At 40.9% G+C, this 21,818-nt stretch carries 18 protein-coding genes; 3 read left to right on the forward strand and 15 right to left on the reverse strand.

What is annotated here, in order from left to right; translation table 11 throughout:
* Positions 1 to 10: 10 nt before the first annotated feature.
* The 5 genes from KHZ77_RS03225 to sfsA form a co-directional block, all read right to left on the reverse strand.
* A complete protein-coding gene (locus KHZ77_RS03225) occupies positions 11 to 1,282 on the reverse strand; it encodes a GNAT family N-acetyltransferase (protein ID WP_295195668.1) in 1,272 nt (423 codons plus the stop codon).
* Between the two features lie 193 nt (positions 1,283 to 1,475).
* Positions 1,476 to 2,390: a phosphatidylglycerol lysyltransferase domain-containing protein gene (locus KHZ77_RS03230; RefSeq protein ID WP_295195779.1), complete on the reverse strand. Its 915-nt coding sequence runs from the start codon at positions 2,388 to 2,390 to the stop codon at positions 1,476 to 1,478.
* A gap of 353 nt (positions 2,391 to 2,743) precedes the next feature.
* Positions 2,744 to 5,212, reverse strand: a complete 2,469-nt coding sequence (gene gyrA, locus KHZ77_RS03235; RefSeq protein ID WP_295195670.1) for a DNA gyrase subunit A — start codon at positions 5,210 to 5,212, stop codon at positions 2,744 to 2,746.
* Between the two features lie 309 nt (positions 5,213 to 5,521).
* The gene (locus KHZ77_RS03240) at positions 5,522 to 5,842 is read right to left on the reverse strand and encodes a YnfA family protein (RefSeq protein WP_366664910.1); all 321 of its coding nucleotides are present in this window, start codon (positions 5,840 to 5,842) and stop codon (positions 5,522 to 5,524) included.
* 7 nt (positions 5,843 to 5,849) lie between these two features.
* A complete protein-coding gene (gene sfsA, locus KHZ77_RS03245) occupies positions 5,850 to 7,046 on the reverse strand; it encodes a DNA/RNA nuclease SfsA (protein ID WP_295195674.1) in 1,197 nt (398 codons plus the stop codon).
* A 275-nt stretch (positions 7,047 to 7,321) separates the two neighbouring features.
* Between sfsA and KHZ77_RS03250 the strand changes: the two genes are divergently transcribed.
* The 3 genes from KHZ77_RS03250 to KHZ77_RS03260 all read left to right on the forward strand — a co-directional run bounded on the left by KHZ77_RS03250 (position 7,322) and on the right by KHZ77_RS03260 (position 9,589).
* Positions 7,322 to 8,296, forward strand: a complete 975-nt coding sequence (locus KHZ77_RS03250) for a DUF1858 domain-containing protein (protein WP_295195676.1) — start codon at positions 7,322 to 7,324, stop codon at positions 8,294 to 8,296.
* Between the two features lie 31 nt (positions 8,297 to 8,327).
* Positions 8,328 to 8,987 carry a hypothetical protein gene (locus KHZ77_RS03255; protein WP_295195678.1) on the forward strand — a complete coding sequence of 220 codons (660 nt, stop codon included), beginning with the start codon at positions 8,328 to 8,330 and terminating at the stop codon, positions 8,985 to 8,987.
* A gap of 317 nt (positions 8,988 to 9,304) precedes the next feature.
* On the forward strand, positions 9,305 to 9,589 hold the full coding sequence (locus KHZ77_RS03260) for a cupin domain-containing protein (RefSeq protein WP_295195680.1): 285 nt from the start codon (positions 9,305 to 9,307) through the stop codon (positions 9,587 to 9,589).
* A 198-nt stretch (positions 9,590 to 9,787) separates the two neighbouring features.
* Here KHZ77_RS03260 and KHZ77_RS03265 read toward each other — a convergent pair whose 3' ends face one another.
* From KHZ77_RS03265 to KHZ77_RS03310, 10 genes are all read right to left on the reverse strand, one after another.
* Positions 9,788 to 10,957 carry a M20 family metallopeptidase gene (locus tag KHZ77_RS03265; protein WP_295195682.1) on the reverse strand — a complete coding sequence of 390 codons (1,170 nt, stop codon included), beginning with the start codon at positions 10,955 to 10,957 and terminating at the stop codon, positions 9,788 to 9,790.
* 363 nt (positions 10,958 to 11,320) lie between these two features.
* Positions 11,321 to 11,782, reverse strand: a complete 462-nt coding sequence (locus KHZ77_RS03270; protein ID WP_295195684.1) for an OmpH family outer membrane protein — start codon at positions 11,780 to 11,782, stop codon at positions 11,321 to 11,323.
* A 327-nt stretch (positions 11,783 to 12,109) separates the two neighbouring features.
* Positions 12,110 to 12,484 carry a spore germination protein GerW family protein gene (locus KHZ77_RS03275; RefSeq protein WP_295195686.1) on the reverse strand — a complete coding sequence of 125 codons (375 nt, stop codon included), beginning with the start codon at positions 12,482 to 12,484 and terminating at the stop codon, positions 12,110 to 12,112.
* Between the two features lie 57 nt (positions 12,485 to 12,541).
* Positions 12,542 to 13,396: a hypothetical protein gene (locus KHZ77_RS03280; protein WP_295195688.1), complete on the reverse strand. Its 855-nt coding sequence runs from the start codon at positions 13,394 to 13,396 to the stop codon at positions 12,542 to 12,544.
* 491 nt (positions 13,397 to 13,887) lie between these two features.
* On the reverse strand, positions 13,888 to 14,763 hold the full coding sequence (locus KHZ77_RS03285; RefSeq protein ID WP_295195781.1) for a M23 family metallopeptidase: 876 nt from the start codon (positions 14,761 to 14,763) through the stop codon (positions 13,888 to 13,890).
* 423 nt (positions 14,764 to 15,186) lie between these two features.
* The gene (locus KHZ77_RS03290; RefSeq protein WP_295195690.1) at positions 15,187 to 15,708 is read right to left on the reverse strand and encodes a DUF4446 family protein; all 522 of its coding nucleotides are present in this window, start codon (positions 15,706 to 15,708) and stop codon (positions 15,187 to 15,189) included.
* 667 nt (positions 15,709 to 16,375) lie between these two features.
* On the reverse strand, positions 16,376 to 17,596 hold the full coding sequence (gene hydF / locus KHZ77_RS03295) for a [FeFe] hydrogenase H-cluster maturation GTPase HydF (protein WP_295195782.1): 1,221 nt from the start codon (positions 17,594 to 17,596) through the stop codon (positions 16,376 to 16,378).
* Between the two features lie 81 nt (positions 17,597 to 17,677).
* Positions 17,678 to 19,024: a ParB/RepB/Spo0J family partition protein gene (locus tag KHZ77_RS03300; protein ID WP_295195692.1), complete on the reverse strand. Its 1,347-nt coding sequence runs from the start codon at positions 19,022 to 19,024 to the stop codon at positions 17,678 to 17,680.
* Positions 19,011 to 19,778 (reverse strand): AAA family ATPase, encoded by a 768-nt coding sequence (locus tag KHZ77_RS03305; RefSeq protein ID WP_295195694.1) that lies wholly within the window; start codon positions 19,776 to 19,778, stop codon positions 19,011 to 19,013. Before KHZ77_RS03305 ends, KHZ77_RS03300 begins: the two co-directional genes overlap by 14 nt.
* Positions 19,779 to 20,922: 1,144 nt before the next feature.
* The gene (locus KHZ77_RS03310; protein WP_295195696.1) at positions 20,923 to 21,783 is read right to left on the reverse strand and encodes a methylenetetrahydrofolate reductase; all 861 of its coding nucleotides are present in this window, start codon (positions 21,781 to 21,783) and stop codon (positions 20,923 to 20,925) included.
* Between the last annotated feature and the right edge of the window lie 35 nt (positions 21,784 to 21,818).

The raw sequence follows: 21,818 nt of genomic DNA on the forward strand, positions 1-21,818 counted from the left end.
TTATTTTATATTACCACCATTCATTGATGAATGTTTTTTGTTTCGGATAAAGTTTATCCAAGGCTTCCACGAAGATTTCGCAGCCTGCCGGAATGTCCAATTTGCCTTCGAAAACGAGTTCGCTGGCGGTCATGCGGCCCATGAGGATGAGGCTCAACGCCCCTACGCTGATGGTCGGAATCGGACTGGTCAATGCAGTAGTGTCTTCCACGCGGCTTGCCTGCACTTTGTAGTCCTTTGTAATAGTCAATACGAACACATCGTCATTCCAATCTACCAATGGGTCCGTAACGCGTACAGCAAACGCAGCCAAGCCCTTGCTGAGGAATTCTTTCGCTCCGTCAGTAGAGGCAGGAACCTGGGAAATGGCCAACGGCACATCCACAATGCGGCTCATCATGTAAGGCATGGTCGTATGGCCGGATTTTCCGTCCGGATGGAAGATATAGGATTCATCGCTCATGCCTTCGTTCCAGCGAATGGAGCTACCCTGAGAGCGATGGTTATAGAAGAAGTTTAACAGACCGCGCTGTGCGCGACGGGTCGTATACACAAATTCGGTCACAGGTATTTCTTCAGCACCTAATCGATACATAGCATAGCCTTCAATCGGAGGTAATGCCTTGCCCTGTGCACCATGAGGTGCTGCAGTGCCGTCTTCATCGGTCACCGGGCCGCGCACATAAGCAACGCGTACGCCTTCTGCAAAAAGGCTTTCCAACAAGCGGGTCCACTCTTTTTCACCGCGCACGGCATAACCGGTCAAATTCTTCGTGTACTGTTCGTACACCGGTGCCAACAACGGCCATTCGCTTGCCTCCTTAATGAGGCCGAATTCCATCGTCTTGTCAGTTAACGCACGCAACTCTTCCAATGGCAAAGTCTGTACCCATTGATGAGCATAGAGATCCCAGCCGTACTGTTGGTAGAACGCCGCTTTGGAAGGCATAAGAATGGTAATTCCCTGCTTGCGCTCTTTCAATTCTTCCAGAGAACTTTTCAACAAACGGCCGCCAATACCGCCACGACGGGCTACCGGATCAGTAGCAACGCCTACCATGTAACTCACAGGACGCACGGCACCGCGAATATTCAGATTGTACTGACGCAAGTGCACCATGCCGGCCAATAAGTCTCCTTCATAGCCCACCAATGTATGTTCCGGTTCATACGCTTTTTCAAAATAATATTTGAAAAACGGTGTGTCCTCTGTTTCAAAACAGTAGTCCCATAAGCCTTTAACCGCCGCTGTATCTTTCTCTGTGGCAATTCTAAATTCCATAACTCTCCACCTTTCTATGTGTATTCTATTAACTCAATGTAATTTCACTCGTTAGACTCAATGAGTCTTTGTAAAAAAGGGAGTCCAACCGGACTCCCTTTAGTATATGCGTCAGCTAACATTTCAACGTAACAGTCATCTATTAGCCGAATTATATGCACGGTTTGCCCTTAGCCTATAGTTAAGCAATAAATTAGCAAACACCTGCTTCTGCTTTTTCTTTTACGCACACGGCATCATATTTTTCCGCAAAATGATGTGGATTATATGATTCTTTTGCTTTACGCAAGCCAGGTAAGCCCATATCTTCTTCGCGGTTAACGAATTCTACATCAGCAAATTCATGACGTAAGAACTCATTGTTGATCGCCTGATATAAACCACGAATTGTAGGATTTGCCTTTTCAATGTGAATCAACGCCATGCGGTCGTTCAACATTTGACCAATTGTAAATGCTTCAATGCGGCCAAACAATTTGATAGCGCCGCCTACAAGGCCTAATTCGTCCCAATGAGCGAAAAGCAATTTGATAGCTTCCAACTCATCTTCGATACCTTCTTCGTGATGCGTTTCCACCCAGGATTCCGCCGTAGCAATACAGTCAGCGAAAATATCATCAGTCAGCGGCATGTACTCGTAGTTCGTGTACTGCATGCGGAACTGATTCAAATGATTTTTCTTCTGGCGCAATTTCTTGCCTGCCAACGTAATCATATCCTGTGTTAAATAAATATATTCGAAATTATCGCGGTCTGCTGTGAATTCATAGCAATCAGGACAAAGTGTCTTCATCCGTTCCACCATAATTGGGTTAATACCTTTTAAGCTGAATGGTAAATTATTGGCTTTGAACCATTCCTTAGCCATTTCAAGACCATCCACGAATTTCGCATCTTTACCTGCAAACGGAGGTAACATGAACGGATCGCGTTTACCGCCGCCCTTAATGAAAAGTACGCCGTCTTCTTCGGCCCATTCAATACCATAGGAATCCTGCCACATAAATAAAGTGGTAAAACAACAGTCGGATGCTTCATAGTGATGCTCAGCAAAGTAAGCATCGATTAATGGTTTATCTTTTAATTCAAAACGTCTAAAATCTAAAATCTGAATCGCCCCCTGAAACTATATTAGTAAAAGTTAGCCCATAACGGGCGAACTCTTTAATTATACTACACTATGTTTAAATTTTAAATTGATTAATCATCATATATATTGAACTCGATTATAGAAACGACTCTTGTTATAAGTGCTATATCTATATATCGAATTTTTTATATATATGTATTTTACCATAAAATTGTACAAAATACAAAAGAAGAATGCCCTATTTAGAGCATTCTTCTGTAAAATTTTTATAGATGACTTACAAAAACGGGTCATATGATTTTCGCCGTTAGAGTCGGACTTACTGTTCCGCATCAATTTTATAAGTGGTATTTTAAAACCATCAGTTTCACTTAAACTGTTTCATCTTCCAACTCGGATTTGGCAATGATAGCTACGGATGCCACTTTATCGCCCGGATCCAGGTTCTGCGTCTTAACGCCGGAGATAGCTTTGCCTTTCTTAATGGCAATGTCGCTCATGTCGAAGCGAATAATCTTGCCCTGTTCAGAAATCAGCATTACTTCATCGTCGTCAGTCACAATTTCCACGGCCACTACATCACCTGTTTTGTCGGTAATACGGAAGTTTTTCGTTCCTTTGCCGCCGCGTTTTTGAAGTGTGTACGCATCTTCGCTGTTTCGTTTTCCAAAGCCTTCTTCACTGATTGTGAATACCTGGCATACTTCGCCGGTGCCGTTGATGATGCCTGCACCAACAACTTCGTCGCCGGCATTAAGTTTAATGCCGCGAACGCCTTGTGCGGAGCGTTTCATCAAGCGCGCGTCTTCTTCGCTGAAGCGGATTGCCATACCTTTGCGAGTGCCGATGAGTACATCCTGACCACCTTCTGTAATACATACAGAAATGAGTCGGTCTTCTTCACCGAGGGAAATCGCATTGAGACCGCTGCGACGAATATTGCGGTATTCTTCAATGGACGTACGTTTCACCACGCCATGTTTCGTTACGAGGAAGAGGTTCAAGTCATGATTTACTGTTTCCAGGTCAATCATAGTCGTTACCGCTTCACCTACATTGAGAGGCAATACGTTAATAATTGCCGTACCGCGTGAATTGCGGCTCGATGCTTCTGGTACTTCGTAACCTTTCAGGCGATATGCACGGCCCGCCGTTGTGAAGAACAACAAGGTGTTGTGCGTACGAACGTGAAGGATTTGAACTACATAGTCATCTTCCTTCGTCTTCATACCTACAACGCCTACGCCGCCTTTGTGCTGGTTGCGATATACATTGGCGTTCATGCGTTTAATATAACCCTGACGAGTTAAGGTAATTACCATTTCTTCGTCAGCAATTAAATCTTCCACATCAAGCTCGGATGTATCAATCGTAATTTCACTGCGACGTTCGTCACCGTATTTATGTTTCATGTCGGTCAATTCATCTTTGATGATACCGCGTTGACGGTCTTCGCTGGCAAGAATCGCTTTCAAATCAGCAATTAACAATTCTAACTGCTTGTATTCTTCTTCGATTTTTTCGCGTTCCAAACCGGTCAAACGACGTAAACGCATATCGAGAATCGCCACGGCCTGTTTTTCAGTGAGGCCGAACTTGCTCATCAAGCTGTTCTTCGCAATTTCATCAGTTTCAGACGCGCGAATTGTAGCGATAACTTCGTCGATATGATCAAGAGCAATTAATAAACCTTCTAAAATGTGCGCACGAGCTTCCGCTTTGGCCAGTTCGAACTGTGTGCGGCGAACAATAACGCCCAAACGATGGTTTAAGTAGTGAGTCAACACTTCTTTTAGAGTCAATACTTTTGGATGACCATCCACCAAAGCCAGCATAATTACGCCGAAAGACTCTTGAAGTTGTGTGTGTTTGTATAATTTGTTGAGCACAATATCCGGCTGCACGTCGGCGCGTAATTCAACAACGATACGCATACCGCGGCGGTCAGATTCATCGCGCAAGGCAGTAATGCCGTCAATCACTTTATCGCGGCTCAATTCGGCAATCGTTTCAATAACGCGCGCCTTATTTACCTGATAAGGGATTTCCGTCACAACAATGCGATGTTTGCCCTTGTTCATTTCTTCGATTGTAGCGCGGGCACGCATTTTAATACTGCCGCGACCGGTGCTGTACGCTTTCTTAATGCCTTCGCGGCCCAAGATCAACGCACCTGTCGGGAAGTCCGGACCTTTTACAGCAGTCATCAACTGATCCACTGTTACATCCGGATTATCGATTAACATAATCAAGCCATCCGCTACTTCGTTCAAGTTGTGCGGTGGAATGTTTGTAGCCATCCCTACGGCAATACCGGACGAACCGTTAATCAACAAGTTTGGAATCTTGGCAGGAAGCACTGTCGGTTCCTGTAAAGATTCGTCGTAGTTCGGCATGAAATCTACCGTATCCTTGTCGATATCGGCTAACATTTCCGTAGTGATGCGAGTCATACGAACTTCTGTATAACGCATCGCCGCAGCGGAGTCGCCGTCGATGGAGCCGAAGTTACCATGACCATCAACCAACAGGTAACGGGTATTGAAATCCTGCGCCAAACGAACGGTTGCGCCATATACGGAGCTATCACCGTGCGGATGGTATTTACCAAGTACATCCCCGACGATACGGGCAGATTTCTTATATGGTTTGTTAGGGGTCATACCTGTTTCCTGCATCGCATATAAAATACGACGATGTACAGGTTTCAGACCGTCTCTTACATCCGGCAAGGCACGCATAACGATTACGCTCATGGCATAATCGATATAGGAGCTCTTCATTTCTTTATCAATCTGGATGGGCTCTATTTTCCCATGACTCCAGGTCGTTTCCTCCACAGTCTCACCTCATTTAAAAATAACTAATCCTAATTTTGCTATTATAATTTATTTTATTCGCAACGTATATTATACCATTTTTCAGACTTTCTGGCTACTCAAAAGCCCAAAGAGACCGCAGTTTTCAGGGAATTGTACACATTCGTGCCCCTGTGAAAATCTCTTCAAAATGAGTACAAACAGGTTTTAATTATAACGTTTTTTGTTGGGCAAAGATAGAACCATTTTTTAGTTCTATTATTTAATTGCCTATTGCCTATTTTCTATTCGTTCCTATCATTCCTCAATTGTAGCGTTCAACGCTATATGTTAACGCGGATAATACATTATGACGAGAACCCCTATCAGGGCAATAAGACCGCCCACAATATCCGCCATATCGGGCACCACTTTATCTACCTGCCAGCCCCACAGAATGGAGAGAACAATGAAAATACCGCCATAGGCCGCATAAACACGTCCGAAGTTAGCTGTCTGCAGTGTTGGAATAATACCGTATAAAATCAGAATGATGGCACCGCAAATAAAGTACCATATGCCTTTATTCTCTTTCAGGGCAAGCCACACTAAATAACCGCCGCCAATTTCACAGAGGCCGGCTACGAGGAAAAAGATCAGTGATTTTACAATGTCCATTTTATATCTCCTTTTCCAGCATCAGCCCGTCCAATCGATTCATGCGGAAGTCTTCCACCACCTGCATGAACTGTTCATTGTGAATCGGGTTATAATCGGTACCATATAAATGGCTGTCACAGTCGCAGTCGCTACTGCCGAATCCGGCTACACTCCACTGTGCAATGCCTTTCATGGCGCGGCTCAATTCACATTCCAAATCGGAACTGCTGCGAATTGGCAGGGCCGCCACCACTTCACAATGAGAGCGGAAATAATCTAAATGCCAATGAAGCTTTTTACGTTTTCTCTTGTGCCGTTCTAGGCGCTTCGCCAAATTAGCCTTCGCCGAGCCTACGTATGTATAATAGCCCGCTTTAAAATGCATCATACCCTTGCTGCCTATTTCCAGATCCATGTCTTCCGGCAATTGCAGCACGACAAAGTAATCGCCGCGATCCTGGCCCTCCTGAGCCACCACATCGCCATTATATGTACATTGGCGTATCACTTCAGGCATAGTGAATCTATCGGTCCATTTTACCGCTACCGCTTTCCAGTCGAGTACCGGCGCCACCTCCTTAAATGTCTCTGCGAAAGCTAAATCCGTATGATAGTCCGGCAGGAACCAATGAGCTCTGTCCCATTGTACAAGGAATAAAATGCCGGTCCTATATCCCTCCGCTTGAAGGTCGCGCAGATGGAGCAAATGCTTACGCCCCCGCTCCGTAATGGCATCGGGGAACATGGCCCCCTTATGACTGAACAAGGTGCAGGATTTTACTTCCAATAGAAATTTATCCCCTTGCTCATTTCCTAGCAGAAGATCAAAACGGCTATGGCCCACCGTATATTCACGGCGCACCACATGCCACTCTTCCCAACCTGCGATTTGTTTTGCCTCAATCAGATGAGCCGCCACATCATTACTATAGTTCGTGTCCAACATAATCGGCACACCATCGCGCTCAATGCCGATAACGCGGAATTTCGTCTTTGCCCCTGCTTTTTCATGAGGTGCCACATACATAATCACGCCCGAAAACAGCAGCTCCCACATGCGCCCCGGATTTGGTAAATGTGCCGCCACCGTATTGGTCTCCGAATTAACGGCCTGATTTGTGCTGTCATCATGATCAAGAATTTCTATGTTTACTACAAAACGATTGGGACGATCAACAAATCGCCCCTTTAAAATAGTTGTATATAATGGTGTCATTTCCTATACCCTTATTTGCTATTTAATGATAATTATTATAAAATTCAGGAGAAAGTATATCTAATTTTTTAAAAATGTAGCCTCTGCTACATACAATACGATGTACTTCGCCTATAATGTAATCATAGTCAACAAATCAGTTGGTTTTATTTCCAAACTGATTGGCCCTCTACAACAAGGCTCATAACATTAGATTAATATTGATTATATAATTCATTATACGTAGTTTATAAACTCCCGTAAAGACGGGAGCGTCAAGGGAAAGGACGATATATATGGCTCAAGTAGCAGGTAACTTACAACGCATTCGCAACGGTCAACGCCGTTACGCAATTACTCCTCGTATTCCGGGCGGCTTCGTACAGCCCGCTTTACTTCAAAAGTTTATCGACGTGGCTAACACATTCAAAGCAACGTTAAAAATCACCGGTGCACAACGCATCATGATTACTAATTTAAAGGCGGAAGATGTAGATCAGGCATGGGCAATGCTCGGCATGGAACCGGCTTACTCCACATCCAACCGCGTGCGCAGCGTAAAAATCTGCCCTGGCACAACATTCTGTAAACGTGCTAAACAGGACAGCGTAAAGCTGGGCATGCAATTGGAAAAATTGTACATTTCCAAAGAAATGCCATCTAAAATGAAGTTCGGTATTTCCGGTTGCCCTAACTCCTGTACTGAATCTATCACCAAAGATATCGGTGTTATAGGTACAGCTGACGGCTGGCAAGTATACGCAGGCGGCAGCGCCGGCGCACATCCTCGTTTTGCAGACTTAATCGCCGAAGTAAAAACTGAAGCTGAAGTATTAGGCCTTGTAGAACGCATGGTTAACTATTACAAAGAAAATGCTCACATCGAACGTATCGGCGCCTTCATCGACCGCATCGGCCTCGATGTATTCAAAGAAGCTGTGCTTGGCGACTTGGCAGGTGCAGAGCCAACTGCACCTATTATCAGCAGTGCCACCGCAACTTCCATTGAACCGGCTGTTAAATTACCGGGCAGTGCTACATTAGCGGAAGCATCCGGCCTTCAATCCGGTGAACCAATCACTGCAGACTCCATCATTCGCGAAATCATCGAAGTGTATCCAAACACAATTCCTGTATTACAATCCATCGGTATGGGCTGCCTCGGTTGTCCTTCCGCAACAGCTGAACCACTTTGGCAGGCTGCATCCATTCACGGTTTCGACGTGGATGAATTGGTTGAACGTTTGGAAACAACTCGTAAAAGCGCTTAATATTTAATTACACTATAAAAAGGAGTCTTACATGTCAGCATTTTTAGGTCATATCCATTTTTGGTTATATAAAAAAATCCGTCTTGTTATTGAGAGAGAACAGTTAATTTTAGACGAAAGTGAAAAACGCTTGGACGATTTGGCTACGGAGCTTCACAGCACGGCCGTTGATATTTACGGAGCACCGATTCCGGCAGATCAACCGCTCGATACCATCATCGACCACAGCAATATTCACGGCTGGCTTCAAAGTCAAATCGACACAGCCAGCGTACGCGAAGGTACCTTCATTAAGGACCTTCTTGATTGCGGCGGTTCCGATGCGGAAGAAGCAATTCTAACCGCCTTCACTACACAAGGGGCAGCTTGTGGCACACTCGCCAAAGAACAGCTCACTCAAGTTGGCGGTCCTCAGGACATTTACCAGGCTATGCAGGATTATTATTTGAACGGCATGCCTTGCGACGGCGGAGACGATATTATCTCCGAATCGGAAGATGCGTTCATTTGGGAAGGGAATCATAAAAATCAGCAGCCTAACTGGGTAAAATCCGGTGTGGATCAACGCTTCATGGCAACCGCTTACCAGGCTTGGTTTAAAGCATTCGTAAACGCTGCGGACAGCGATTATGAATTCGTAGTAGAACCAAAAGATGGGGCATTCCCTCTTTACAAAATCGTGAAAAAATAAATAGAGCAACAGGAGCTTATAAAATTAATCAACATAAGACTATAGGCTCATAAACCGGCTCAACGCCGGCACACAAAGATACATATGCCGGCAGGTGCAAGTTATGATTTACAGTTATTACCCTTTCCCTTAGAACTATATCTCATTACCCTGTCGGCATTTATTTTTAACATATTCAATAGCACTGTTATTGCAGTATTATTTCAATATTATTTCAATATTATTTCACTGCTATTGCAGTACTATTACAGCTTTTATTTTCTTTAAATTTATTCACTTCACCTTTTATAATTAACACTCGAGAGGAGTTGTTCATCATGGTCGGTACAGAAAAAAACGAATTAGGTTTATTATTCAAAGGTCCTAATTATATAGTTGTAAAAAAAGGCGGCAAAGCCGGTGAAAAAGTAGAAAACCACAATCACCCGGAAGCCAATGTAATTTTCACAGTGGTAAAAGGCAAAGTACATGTACAGTTGAACCAATCAGAAGATCACATTCTAACCCCCGGCACCGTGCTCGAATTCAATGGTGACAACTACATCCAAGCTGAATTATTAGAAGACAGCGAATTCATTGTAAATTTAGTTACAAAACCTTAAGTAAAAGACTTAGGTAAAAATCGTTAATCATAAAACACATGCATGTAAATATACAGCTAAAAGATGTAGCCAACTGTGCACGCTTTAGCAAAATACAATCAAAAAGGCACTGCTTTCATAAAAGCAGTGCCTTTCTTTATAGCCATTTATAAGAAGCTTGTTCAACAAATCTCGGAGAGTTAAACGCAAAAGATTATATTAGCGTTTGCCACACCATTTTACAGTTTCATACAGTAAATTCAAGCGTTCCATAATTGGTTTAATTTCCAAGCATTCATCAACGCTGTGACCATTGCCGCCAACCGGTCCGAAACCATCTATCGTTGGCACATCAAGAGCGGCCACAAAGTTGCCGTCCGATCCGCCACCGGTAGATTCCCAGTCGGCCTTAATACCTAATTTTTTACAAATTTCATCAACGGCAGCACAGAATGCCATTGTCTTTTCAGTTTTAACCATTGGAGGCCGCGCAATATTACCGGTTACTTTAGCCGTTACACCGGATACTGTCATGTGATTAGGTAAATCTGTCATCAATGCATGAATGCGTTCGCCTTCGGAAAGCTGTTTCAAACGTACGTCGATTACAATTTTCACGTAATCAGGTACTGTATTTGGCGTGCTCCCCCCTTGAATGGTACCGATATTGATTGTTGTACCAAGCTCAGGTTTTGCCCAGGAATTAATTTCCTGACCGGTATGAAGGAATTGATTAATCGCATTGGCACCTTTTTCAGGGCTTACACCGGCGTGTGCCGCTTTCCCGAAAAACTCAATCATATATTTGCCAATGCCTTTACGTTCGTTTACAAAGTTGCCGTTAATACGTGCCGATTCAAGAACGATGCAGTATCCGGACTGTTTGCCCAATGCTTCAATGTAAGGACGGGAATAACGGGAGCTGATTTCTTCATCAGGGTTGAAGCAAACACAGATGGACAAGTTATCCAACTCTTTATTTTTCTGCAAGCTCTTACAAACATAATAAGCCGCCAGCAAGCCATCTTTCATATCTGCCACGCCCGGCCCATATGCATGTGTTTCATCTATGGAGAACGGCCGTTCCGCCACTGTACCTGTTTTAAATACTGTGTCCATATGACCCAACAGCAATACATCGTAAATAGGAGCTCCCTGTGTGGCACCGGAAACGTCTTGTTCTTCTGCAGTCACCTTATTGGTAATCACCAACAAAGGACCTGCTTCCTCAGATGGATGATGCTCCGTAATATGCCACCCTAATTCTTCAAACTTCTTCTTCATCACAGATGCTACCGCCGCTACCCCTTGCGGATCTTTACTGTAGCTGTCAATATTAACCAGTTCTTTCAAGCTCTCTAAAAACTCCTGTGATGTAGTATGAATCATAATACCCCTCCTCAAAGAATCGTATCCTTATACGGTCTCAATAATATATTGAGTAATCACTCTTATATACATTCCACAGAGTGCAATCTTTTTCCTTTATGAAAATACGATTCCTCTTAATTTATAGAATATATTTTTTTACGTTAAATTAAAGTATCAAAACTTAAAAGTAAAAAAATAGATTTATAGGCAAAAGAGGTTATAGTAATATAAAGTGAATTAGAGTACGGAGGTTCACAGTAATTTATAAAAAAAAGAGGCGACCTAGGTCGCCTCTTTATGATTTGCAATGAATAATCGCAATACAGTATGTGTAAGTCTCATCCAAGATGGTGCTTATCACATATGCTCAATGCTTGCTAATTATTTCGCAGCGCGTACTGCATTTACCAAATCAGGAGTTACGTCTTCGATAGTAGTGTTAGGTTCTGCACTTACAACTACACGAGGATCAGCAACGATGATCTGAATGTTCTTTTCTGCACGCACTTTTTCAAGATTGTCTTTAATGATCTGATCTACAGGAGCGTAGATTTTGTTCATTTCTTCGTCGTATTTTTTCAATACAGGTTCGTATTTCTTAGTGTAAGCATCTTGTTTAGCCGCATCATCTTTTAATGCATTGATTTCATTAGCGGTTTTCTGAAGTTTAGGACCGTATTCAGCATCAACTTTCTGAGCTTGCATCTGAAGAGCACCGAATCCAGGATAAGCCTGCATAACCTGACTCATATTAACAACACCAATTGTTGCTGCACCGGCAACTGCGCTCAAACCAATAGTACCTAATACTGCTAATGTTGCAATTTTTTTCTTAAAATTCATGTCACAAAGACCTCCTTACAATTAAGAGCACAACATATGCTCTATTTTCTTATAGTAACAGAAATTCTGATAAACTACAAGATAGGGCCGATTATTTTTAAATGCGGCGTTTTTTCATATTAGTAAAATAATTGATAATCATCATTCAAACGTAACTGATAACTATCATAAGAAGCAAATGTTAAAACTCTTTCGCTATGCCCACTATCTTATCGATTCATGGTGAGTCTTTCATGAAATGCGGTGAAAAGACCTGTGGTTATGCTTGTTTTGCCTCTTTAAAACGTTTACTGCTCAATATGCTTACTATGTTTAAATGGGTTCTAATTATTTAGCATCATTTTCATTGATGTAAATGTATTTGTCTTTTTTAAGTTTGGAAATAATTTCCGGAACCATACCGATCAAGCGGTCGAAACCACTGTATTTTGCGGAGCCTTTAATATTGAAAAGCTCAACGCGTTCACCTTTAATAACAAGTACAGCTGTTGGTTCCATTTTAGCGCCGCCACCGGTGCCACCACATTCAGCTTTCGCAGCTCCGCCGCTACCGAAACCGATAGTTACGTCAACGAAAGGAACCAATGTAGCATCGCCGATTTGAACAGCTTCGCCTACAACAGTTTCTACTTTAATCATTTCTTTGAATTTCTCAAAAATTGGTTCTAAGTTATCTTTAATAAAGGTGATTTTATTTTCCATACATATCCTCCTCACAGTCTGTGTACTTTACACTGTTTCGTCATGACTGATTATTATTTATGCCAACTGTTCTTTTTGTTTACTTTCTTCTTTTTGAAGGGCTTTTTTCTTTTTCCTTTCACGCAATACAAACTTAATTACATCTACGATTAAGTCACGCATTGGTTTTGAGAAAACGAATAAAGTGCCGTACCAAGCCATAACGCCCGGTAATATACGGCCTTTCAAAAATACGCTGCCTTCAAAAGCACGTTCCGTATACTTTAATTGTACATTTGCCATCTGTTCAGGCCAAATGGAGTATAAAGCAGCAGCGGTAATCCCCATTTTATAAGGATCTCCATTGCCGTATATTCCTTCAATATTGGCTTCACGAGGCTTTGAATGATTGTAACTGCGCTTCATCAAAAGCAACAGTTTTTCATACAATGCACCATTCGTAACATGCTTAACCCACCACCATTTATGAGGATCGGAGGTTTTATCCTTCTTGGAATCCTTATCCGCCTCTTTACCGTCATCGGTAGTCGCATCTGATGTACCTGCTGCTTCAGCAGCTTCTTTTTCCTTCTTGGCCGCTTGCGCCGCCTTCCACGCTTCCACTCGTTTGGCATCCTCTTCATACATGGTGCCGTCAGCGTTGAAGCGAAGTTTGCCTAACGGTTCATCCGCCACATCGGCAGGTCTATTATCAGCTGCCGTTTGTTTGGCCGATTCGGTTTGTTTTACCTCTTCTTCAGATTGTTTGAAATCTGCCGTTTCAGCTTCATCAGCGTCTGTCGTTTCTTCTTCTACGCGCCGTGCAAGCCAGTCCTCATAGTTACGGACTTTACCCAGCTTGGCTTTGCGTAAAATATAAACTTCCTGGAAAAATGGTGTTCCTTGTTCATATTTAAAATGAACTAAAAACATCTTGCCCCACCATTCAATATAGATTTCGGCCTTATAAGGCTTCCGTGCTACAACTTCGAATGAATACCTGATGGGTCTAAAAAGAACAATTCCGATTAGAATAATAATAACCAGCAGCACTATGGCTAATCCGGTCACAGGCAACACCTACCCTCCATACTCTAACTATTCTATTTCCTTTGTGCCTTGCAGTTTCTCAACTAAGCATTTCCCTTACATATTCGCCACCTCGGGGAAAATTTCCTCTTTTTCCCGAAATGTTGCAATACTTATTCTATTTCACTGCGTATACTATTATTTTATCACATTTATACATTAGAAAATATACAACATTGTACATCATCTATATAAATTCATCATAAATCAATAAAAGTCATGACCGAAGGAAGCGTTTCATACATAGACGGCGTATTATGCCGCTATGCTGCTTCAATCAGACATGACTTTTACTAATCAAAAATTATGTATTAGGTTTTTTGAATCGCCTTATTTTATTGAATAGGCAAGAACAACATCGGATCTACCGGACTGCCGTTAATGTTTACTTCGTAATGCAAGTGACTGCCCGTACTCTTACCGGTGCTGCCCATCAAGGCAATCGTATCGCCCTGTTTTACCACCGTACCGGCGCTTACTAAAATAACCGACGTATGACCGTAACGAGTTACAAAGCCGTTGCCGTGGTCGATTTCAACCAGGTTACCATAACCGCCGCTCGTAGGGCCCGCAAAAGTGACCGTACCTGCAGCCGTAGCCACAATCGGAGTTCCATAATCGTTGGCAATATCCAGGCCTTCATGGTTACCGCTAACCCCATAAACCGGGTCAATACGGCCGCCAAAGGTAGATGTAATTACACCTTTTACCGGCCAAATAGACGGCATCGTCGTACTTGCACCGGCAGGATTATTCGTGTTAAATGCAATAGACTGTAAATCTCTGATATTTTGACCGGCTCCATCTTTTAAAACGTTGCGCAACATGTAAAATGACGCCATGCGCTGTTGAGCCATACGGTCTAAATGGGAGAGCTTCGCAGACAACTCAGTTACCGTAATGGACTGCGGTGCCGCCCCAGGGTCCTCACTATCTGCTTTAGTTGGCGTTGTTGCTTCGCCGCCGCCCTGTGGAACAGCGCCCGACTCGGAGCCCTTAACCATCTGACGAATTTCCTGATCCAATTGATCTAATGTTTGAATTTTCTTATCTAAAATTTCTGTCTTCTGCTGTAATAATTTCAGCTGTTCCGTCTGTAACTGCGTTTTCTGGCGCAACTCCATCAGTTCAGCTTGGCGAGCAATTCCCCATATGCCCAATATTATGGCACCGATTATTAGAGCAAGAAGTACAGCGACAAATATACGCATCTGTGTTTTATTAAAACGAAGCGTATACGAATTATCCCGGCACTCTATGAGATTCTCTAAAAAGCCAGGCACCTTCATTCTGTCTCCCCCTTTTTCTAAATTGCATATCTGTTTAAATACTTATTTAAAATATAAACAAACTGTTTGATGTAACACTCTAAGGACCCTAAAAAAGGCCGCAAAAAGCCATGCAGGCAAGTTATAAATTTATTGCCCACCTTAATAAATTACAATTATAGCTCCCTATTATAAAGATTATCTGAAATTTTGCTGAATTTTACAGAAAATTTTATCGATAGCAGCGCCAACTTGATTTGGCGCACCATCATATTACTCCTGTACAGCATCAGATTGGTCCTGTGCAGCATCAGTTTGGTCAGGAAAATACTAATTTGGTATTTCCTTTTCCTATTAACATGTAACCTATTTAGCTACAGAGCCGGTAACCAAGGCTTCTTCATTAGTCTTAGATCCTAAAGCTTCCTGCAGGCTTTCCATCTCTTCCTGAGACAGACTGGCTAAGCTCTTACCTTTTACAATAGGTTTGCTGAAAATTCTGGACTCGCTTCGTCCATACACGCTGGAAATACAAATACCGTTGTTGTTACCATCCAGCAAAGTAACAGAAAATGACAAATCATTGCCAATATTTTCAAATGCATTATATTTTACAAAACCAATTTTTTGGAATGTACTCTGTTGTGTGTTTGTAATCGCCTGTTGCTGTTGGAACAGGGTTTCAATTGATTCGGCCGCTTCGCGCAATTCTTTAACTTCTACAGATAATTTGCGTTCTAAGCTGATGCCGTTTTCACCGCGCATGAAATAATTGTACTTTTTGTGAAGGGAACTGATTTTGCTTTGTAACAATACGCAGTACAAAAACAAAACAATAATAACTAAACCTTCACCTAGTACGATCCAGGTTTGAAAGTTCTCAAACATATATTAGCCTTTCTATAGTAAAGTCCTGCACAAACATTGTCTTACCCAATGATGTGGAGCACTTAGTATTCTCAATTATTAAATCAGTAATGATGATTATGTATGTCCTGTTTTATAATATTTTACATTACGTGTAATAATATTTCTTTTATACAGTTAATAACAATTGTACACCTTATTCTATCCCCTTAAAATTCACCCAAATAATTGAAGTAATAATCGAGGGGATATACATAATCATATATATTTGTTAAATGTTAATTTTAAATCTTATTTATCAACTTTATGTTCTAAATGAGTTTGAATGTTGATAATATATAGGAAATTTCATCAAATTCGATGAAATTTTTGCACACTTTTGCGTTTTTATTGTATAATTTGCAAAAAGATAAAACACAATTTATATATTATACCCTATAAATTGCTTTTGAAACAGTGGTAAATTACTGAAAAAATAACTAACCGCCGTATCTTTTATTATATTACAACCCGGTAATTTATTCTACTGTAATTCGAAAAATATCTGTTAAAACGTCTATGAATTTCATATTTAATATCTATTTTTGATTAATAAAGCTATTCTGTTTACTTATACCCCCAGAGAAAAATAAATCACTCAGAGTCAAAGACTCTGAGTGTATTTTTTTATGTGAATTTTTATTCTGTTTTATACCAACTCATCGTGGAACGGCATAAGAGCTCGTTCTAAAATACCATGTAATGAAGCAATGAGTACACCATAGTTAACTATAGGCACACCCTGCTCCGAAGATACTTCCAAACGACGCAGCACTTCGCGACGGGTAAGCATGCATGCTCCGCAATGAATAATAAGATCATATGAACTTACATCATCCGGGAATGCACCACCGCTAGTCCACTGTAAATCTAAATCAGTATAGCCTGCCTGTTTTAACCAGCGAGGAATTTTTACACTGCCAATGTCATCACATTGACGATGATGAGTACAACCTTCACTAATTAATACTTTGGAACCCGGTTTCAGGTTTTTAATCACTTTTACACCTTCCGAGAGAATTTTTAAATCTCCTTTAAAGCGGGCCATTAAAATCGAAAACGATGTTAATGGAATATCCTGTGGCACTTGTTCTGCCACCTCTTTAAATGCCTGAGAGTCTGTAATGACCAATTTCGGCTTTTTATTTAATGTTGCCAGCAGTGGTGCCACCTCTTCGGTTTGCACTACCAAGCTCATGCCACGACCATCTAATACTTCGCGAATCATTTGCACCTGTGGCAAAATTAAGCGTCCTTTTGGTGCTGCCGAGTCAATTGGACATACGAGAACCATTAAGTCATTCGGTTCCACCAATCCGCTAAGTAATGTTTGTTCCGCCTCCCCATCTTTTGGCTTCATTTTTCCTAAAGCTTCTAAAATGGCGGATTGCTTTTCATTGGTCAATAAGTTTGCACTAATGTAAGTAAAGGAGAATTGTTTTAATACATCTTCATACTTAGCTACATAGGCTTCTCCACTTACTGCTCCTACTTCATTCAAAATAAGCAGCGTTTGAACATTTAGTGATTTTAACTGATTTAACCATGCCACATCTTCTTTACTTGGTTCCGCATCAGTTTTCAGCACATACAGTGCCAAGTTAATTTTAGGGAGCAATGCCTTTGTCTTTTCAATGCGTAATGCTCCAAGTTCCGACGTATCATCTACACCGGCTGTATCAATTAACATAACCGGACCTAATGGCAATACTTCCATCGCCTTACTTACAGGGTCAGTTGTCGTACCTGCCACTTCGGACACCAATGCGAGCGGCTGCCCCGTTAACATATTAATTAACGTAGACTTCCCTGCATTACAGCGTCCAAAAAATCCGATATGAATTCTATTAGCTGAAGGTGTTTGTGCTATATTTGTCATTTATTACCTGCCTTACTACTTGCCACCTATAGCAAATTACACACTTATATCTTTTATACTTTCTTATATCTTTTATACTTTAAAAGGTCTATGTTCTAATTCTTCAATAAAGTCATCATGACCCTCGGCTTGTCTGCCTGCTTCGCCTGCAACACTTCCTGTTGAAGCCGCATGACCTGCTACCGATACTTCATTCATTGGAGCAGATTCATCTGTTAATTCAGTCGATTGCTGTGCTTCCATGTATTGAATCAAGTAGTTTAACTCATCTTCGTTTTTAAACGGTAACTCAATACGTCCTTGTACCTGTTTACCCGGTTTTAACTTAATTGCCGCTTTCACGCCAATACTTAACTTCAAACGATCCACCATGGCTCTAAGTTCTGCAGTTTCGTGAATCGAACCGGCAGGCTTTTTATTTTCAAGGCCCTTGCCTTCTTTTACTCGTTTTACTAACGCTTCAATTTGACGGGCATTTAATTCTTTTTCCTTAATAAGTGTCCACACTTCGCGCTGAGCACTTTCATCGGACAATGCCAATAACGGTCTTGCCTGACCTACAGTAATTTCTCCGGCGGAAAGATCATTGCGTACAAATTCCGGTAAATTAAGTAAACGTACAATGTTAGCGATATAAGAACGGCTGCGGCCTAAACGTCCGGCAATCGTATCCTGTGTTTGCTTGAACGTATCCATAAGTCGCTGATAAGCAAAAGCTTCTTCAATAGGGTCTAAATTTTGACGTTGTAAATTTTCCACCAACGCAATTTCAGTCACTTCTTCACTGCTGTAATCTTTGATTAATGCAGGAATCAATTCCAGGCCGACTTTTTGAGATGCTCGTAAACGACGTTCACCGGCAACCAGCTGATAGGTATCACCCTGTTTGCAAACAATAATAGGCTGGAGCACGCCAATACGACGAATTGACTCTACCAAGCTATCCATATCATCTTCTGCAAAATTCTTACGAGGCTGATTTGGATTTGGTATAACTTTAGACACCTCAATTAGAACAGATCCTTCCAAACGAGGCTCTCCATATAAAGCTGTCATCTCTGTCTGTGTGCTTTTTGCTTCTTGATTTTCAGCACTATTATTAAACTCTTTATCTGAACCTTGTGCATCTGCAGTTTCTTCAGCATCTTCTACACGATTTTCTATTGCTTCATCATCAGTCTTCTTTGCGACCTGCTTGCCACTTTTAGTGCGTGCTCCGCTACGAGTTGATTTTGTATCACCTGCTCCGGATTTAGCTGTTCTGTTCGATTGCGTCTTTTTAGAGCCGGTGTTTTCTTTGCTAAGCTCCTCTTCTTCAGACATAGCATTCGGTTCTAACTCTTCCGCTACACCTTCTGATTTTCGAATCAAGGCCTTAAGACCAATACCCAAACCTGATTTTCTTCTATTTTGCGGCACTCTTAATGACCTCCTTAGCTAACTTCATATATACGTCCGCCCCTTTAGATTTTGGATCGTAAATAATAATTGGCTCACCAAAACTTGGAGCTTCACTTAATCTTACATTGCGAGGGATCATCGTTTTATATACTTTAGTCGTAAAGTACTTCTTCACCTCATCGGCCACTTGAATAGAAAGATTTGTACGACCATCAAACATCGTTAATAGTACACCTTCTATTTCCAAGTTTTTATTTAACGCGCCTTTAATTAAATCAATCGTTTTAATTAATTGGCTAACCCCTTCTAGCGCATAGAATTCACTTTGAATCGGAATCAATACACTATCTGCTGCTATCATGGCATTTAGTGTTAATAGGCCTAAAGATGGAGGACAGTCGATAAAAATAAAATCATACTCTTTCCTAACTTCCTTTAACGCCTTTCTAAGTATAAATTCCCTTTTTTCTAAATTTACCAGCTCAACTTCTGCACCTGCCAAATCAATAGCTGCCGGTGCCACTTTTAACTTCTTTATAGCTGTGGAAGTAGTTATGTCACTAATAGCCATATTATTAATTAGCACATCATAAATACTTGCCTCTAAACTATCCTTATCAATGCCGAAACCACTGGTTGCGTTACCTTGTGGATCCATATCAATCAGCAACACTTTTTTGCCGGTTGATGCAATACAAGCACTAAGATTTACCGATGTTGTTGTTTTCCCTACTCCGCCCTTTTGATTGGTAATGGCTATTACTTTTCCCACAAGCTCACCTCATTCTGAACAATAAATACATAAAATATTATATCATACTCACACCGTAAAAAACGGGAATTTCCATCAAACTCATAATAATAAAGTAAATTTTCATTCAATAAATCCCTTATTATCCATTTGAGTAAAAAAGAAATGTTTCACGTGAAACACTTCTTTCCATCTTTTGTAAGGCATTATTGAATTAACATTTATTACCTTAATATTCTTAACTTAGTTTTTTTACACATTTTGTTTCACGTGAAACAATAAATTTGAAGGCTAAATTTTAATTTAAACTTATCGTAAAAATGTTTCATGTGAAACATTAGACCATCTGAGTCAGAATCGTCATAAAAATTGTTTCACGTGAAACAAAATAATAACATTAAACTACTCTCAAACAACTGCTCAGCATTTTTGTAATCATGCAAATTATTCCATCATTATGTTATTACACTATCCTCAAATGTAGTGACCCCCAAGAGTTCTTACTTATATTCACCGTTTCTTTATTACACTAACTCTCAAACTGTAAGTGGGCAATAATGTATTAAAGTAGCTTAGACCACAATATATTACTACGCTCAAACGAGATGATTATACATATTCAATCCCTATACATTTTTAGTCCACACTTGTATTGCATTATTCTCAACCTCTCTTGACTCCCCTCCGATATTATGGCAGTTTTAGACTACACAAGTATTACACACTCTCAAACTACCGGTTAACGCTTGCCCAATTTTACGCATTTTAAACTACACTAGTATTGAACTACTCTCAAACTGGGAGGCAATGATGCAGTCAAGATATGGTGTTTTAGAGCACACTAGTATTGGACTACTCTCAAACATTATATCGTCTAACACATCATCTTCATCAATTTTAGACCACTCTAGTATTACATCACTCTCAAACTGTAAGTGGGCAATGTGTCTTTATATTTCTATCAAATATTCCTCATAGTTAAGTTTATTTTTTAACGATTGTCTTATAAACTTTGAATTGTTTAATAAAACTCAAAGCTTATAAACTCTATACTTCTATTATAATTGTTTCACGTGAAACAAAAAACTCCCAACTTAAGTTATATAAAAGTTTAATGTAACTTAAGTTGGGAGTTTCTATTATTTCATCAGCTACTATTTAATACCTACACATGATCTATTAAATAAAGGACAGTCTGTATGTCATTCAGTGGCATGATGTGTACGCCATGGGCTATCTTTTTAATTTCTCGTAATGTTTCCACGGCTATTTCCAGCCCGGCTTCTTTACCTCCTACTTCCATTCGTTTCAGTATTTCATCAGTCAACGAAATCCCCGGAACTTTTGTATGTAAGTAGTTCGCCATTTTGTAGCTTTTTAAAGGGATAAGTCCCAGCATAACAGGAAGTCCCAAAGGTGCAACTACATCAATGAATCGTTTTGCCTTCTCCAAATCATATATAGGTTGGGTTTGTATGAAATGAGCTCCGGCTTCAATCTTACGGATAATCTTTTCTTTCTCCAGTGCTAAATCATCTGCACCCGGATTTCCTGTAGTACCAATATAGAAGTTAGTTTTAACATCTAATGGATTGCCGGTTAAATCTTCACCATTATTTAAGTCGTTAGCGATTTTTAACAATCCCATAGAGTCAACTTCAAATATAGGTTTCGCATCCGGATGATCTCCAGTGGAAGGTTTATCGCCAGTCAGTGTAAGTATATTATCGACACCTAGAGCTGCTGCTCCTAACAATTCAGATTGTAATCCGATCACATTTCTGTCACGACAAGTTAAGTGAAATATCGTATCGATTCCTTCGTGGCTCTTTATCAAATGTGCCAATGCAATAGGGCTCATACGCATTTTTGCCATTGGGCAGTCCGCAATATTTATAGCATCTACCTTACCGGCCAATAAGCGAGCCTCTTGGAATGTTTTCTCCGCCGAAGCACTTTTAGGCGGATCCAATTCCACAGTTATAGTAAATTTCCCTTGCTTATGCTTCTCTCGTAATTGTTCCAAATAAACTCCCCCCAAATAAAACCTCAAATATTCTC

It is taken from the genome of Veillonella sp. (assembly GCF_018364065.1).
Taxonomy (GTDB): Bacteria; Bacillota; Negativicutes; order Veillonellales; family Veillonellaceae; genus Veillonella_A.

What these genes read in the sequence shown, in the direction of transcription:
- KHZ77_RS03275 (WP_295195686.1), bottom strand. Translation starts at nt 12,484, where the DNA reads ATGGAAAATAAAATCACCTTTATTAAAGATAACTTAGAACCAATTTTT.
- KHZ77_RS03255 (WP_295195678.1), top strand. Translation starts at nt 8,328, where the DNA reads ATGTCAGCATTTTTAGGTCATATCCATTTTTGGTTATATAAAAAAATC.
- KHZ77_RS03270 (WP_295195684.1), bottom strand. Translation starts at nt 11,782, where the DNA reads ATGAATTTTAAGAAAAAAATTGCAACATTAGCAGTATTAGGTACTATT.
- KHZ77_RS03225 (WP_295195668.1), bottom strand. Translation starts at nt 1,282, where the DNA reads ATGGAATTTAGAATTGCCACAGAGAAAGATACAGCGGCGGTTAAAGGC.
- KHZ77_RS03250 (WP_295195676.1), top strand. Translation starts at nt 7,322, where the DNA reads ATGGCTCAAGTAGCAGGTAACTTACAACGCATTCGCAACGGTCAACGC.
- KHZ77_RS03265 (WP_295195682.1), bottom strand. Translation starts at nt 10,957, where the DNA reads ATGATTCATACTACATCACAGGAGTTTTTAGAGAGCTTGAAAGAACTG.
- KHZ77_RS03285 (WP_295195781.1), bottom strand. Translation starts at nt 14,763, where the DNA reads ATGCGTATATTTGTCGCTGTACTTCTTGCTCTAATAATCGGTGCCATA.
- KHZ77_RS03260 (WP_295195680.1), top strand. Translation starts at nt 9,305, where the DNA reads ATGGTCGGTACAGAAAAAAACGAATTAGGTTTATTATTCAAAGGTCCT.
- KHZ77_RS03280 (WP_295195688.1), bottom strand. Translation starts at nt 13,396, where the DNA reads ATGTTTTTAGTTCATTTTAAATATGAACAAGGAACACCATTTTTCCAG.
- KHZ77_RS03290 (WP_295195690.1), bottom strand. Translation starts at nt 15,708, where the DNA reads ATGTTTGAGAACTTTCAAACCTGGATCGTACTAGGTGAAGGTTTAGTT.
- sfsA (WP_295195674.1), bottom strand. Translation starts at nt 7,046, where the DNA reads ATGACACCATTATATACAACTATTTTAAAGGGGCGATTTGTTGATCGT.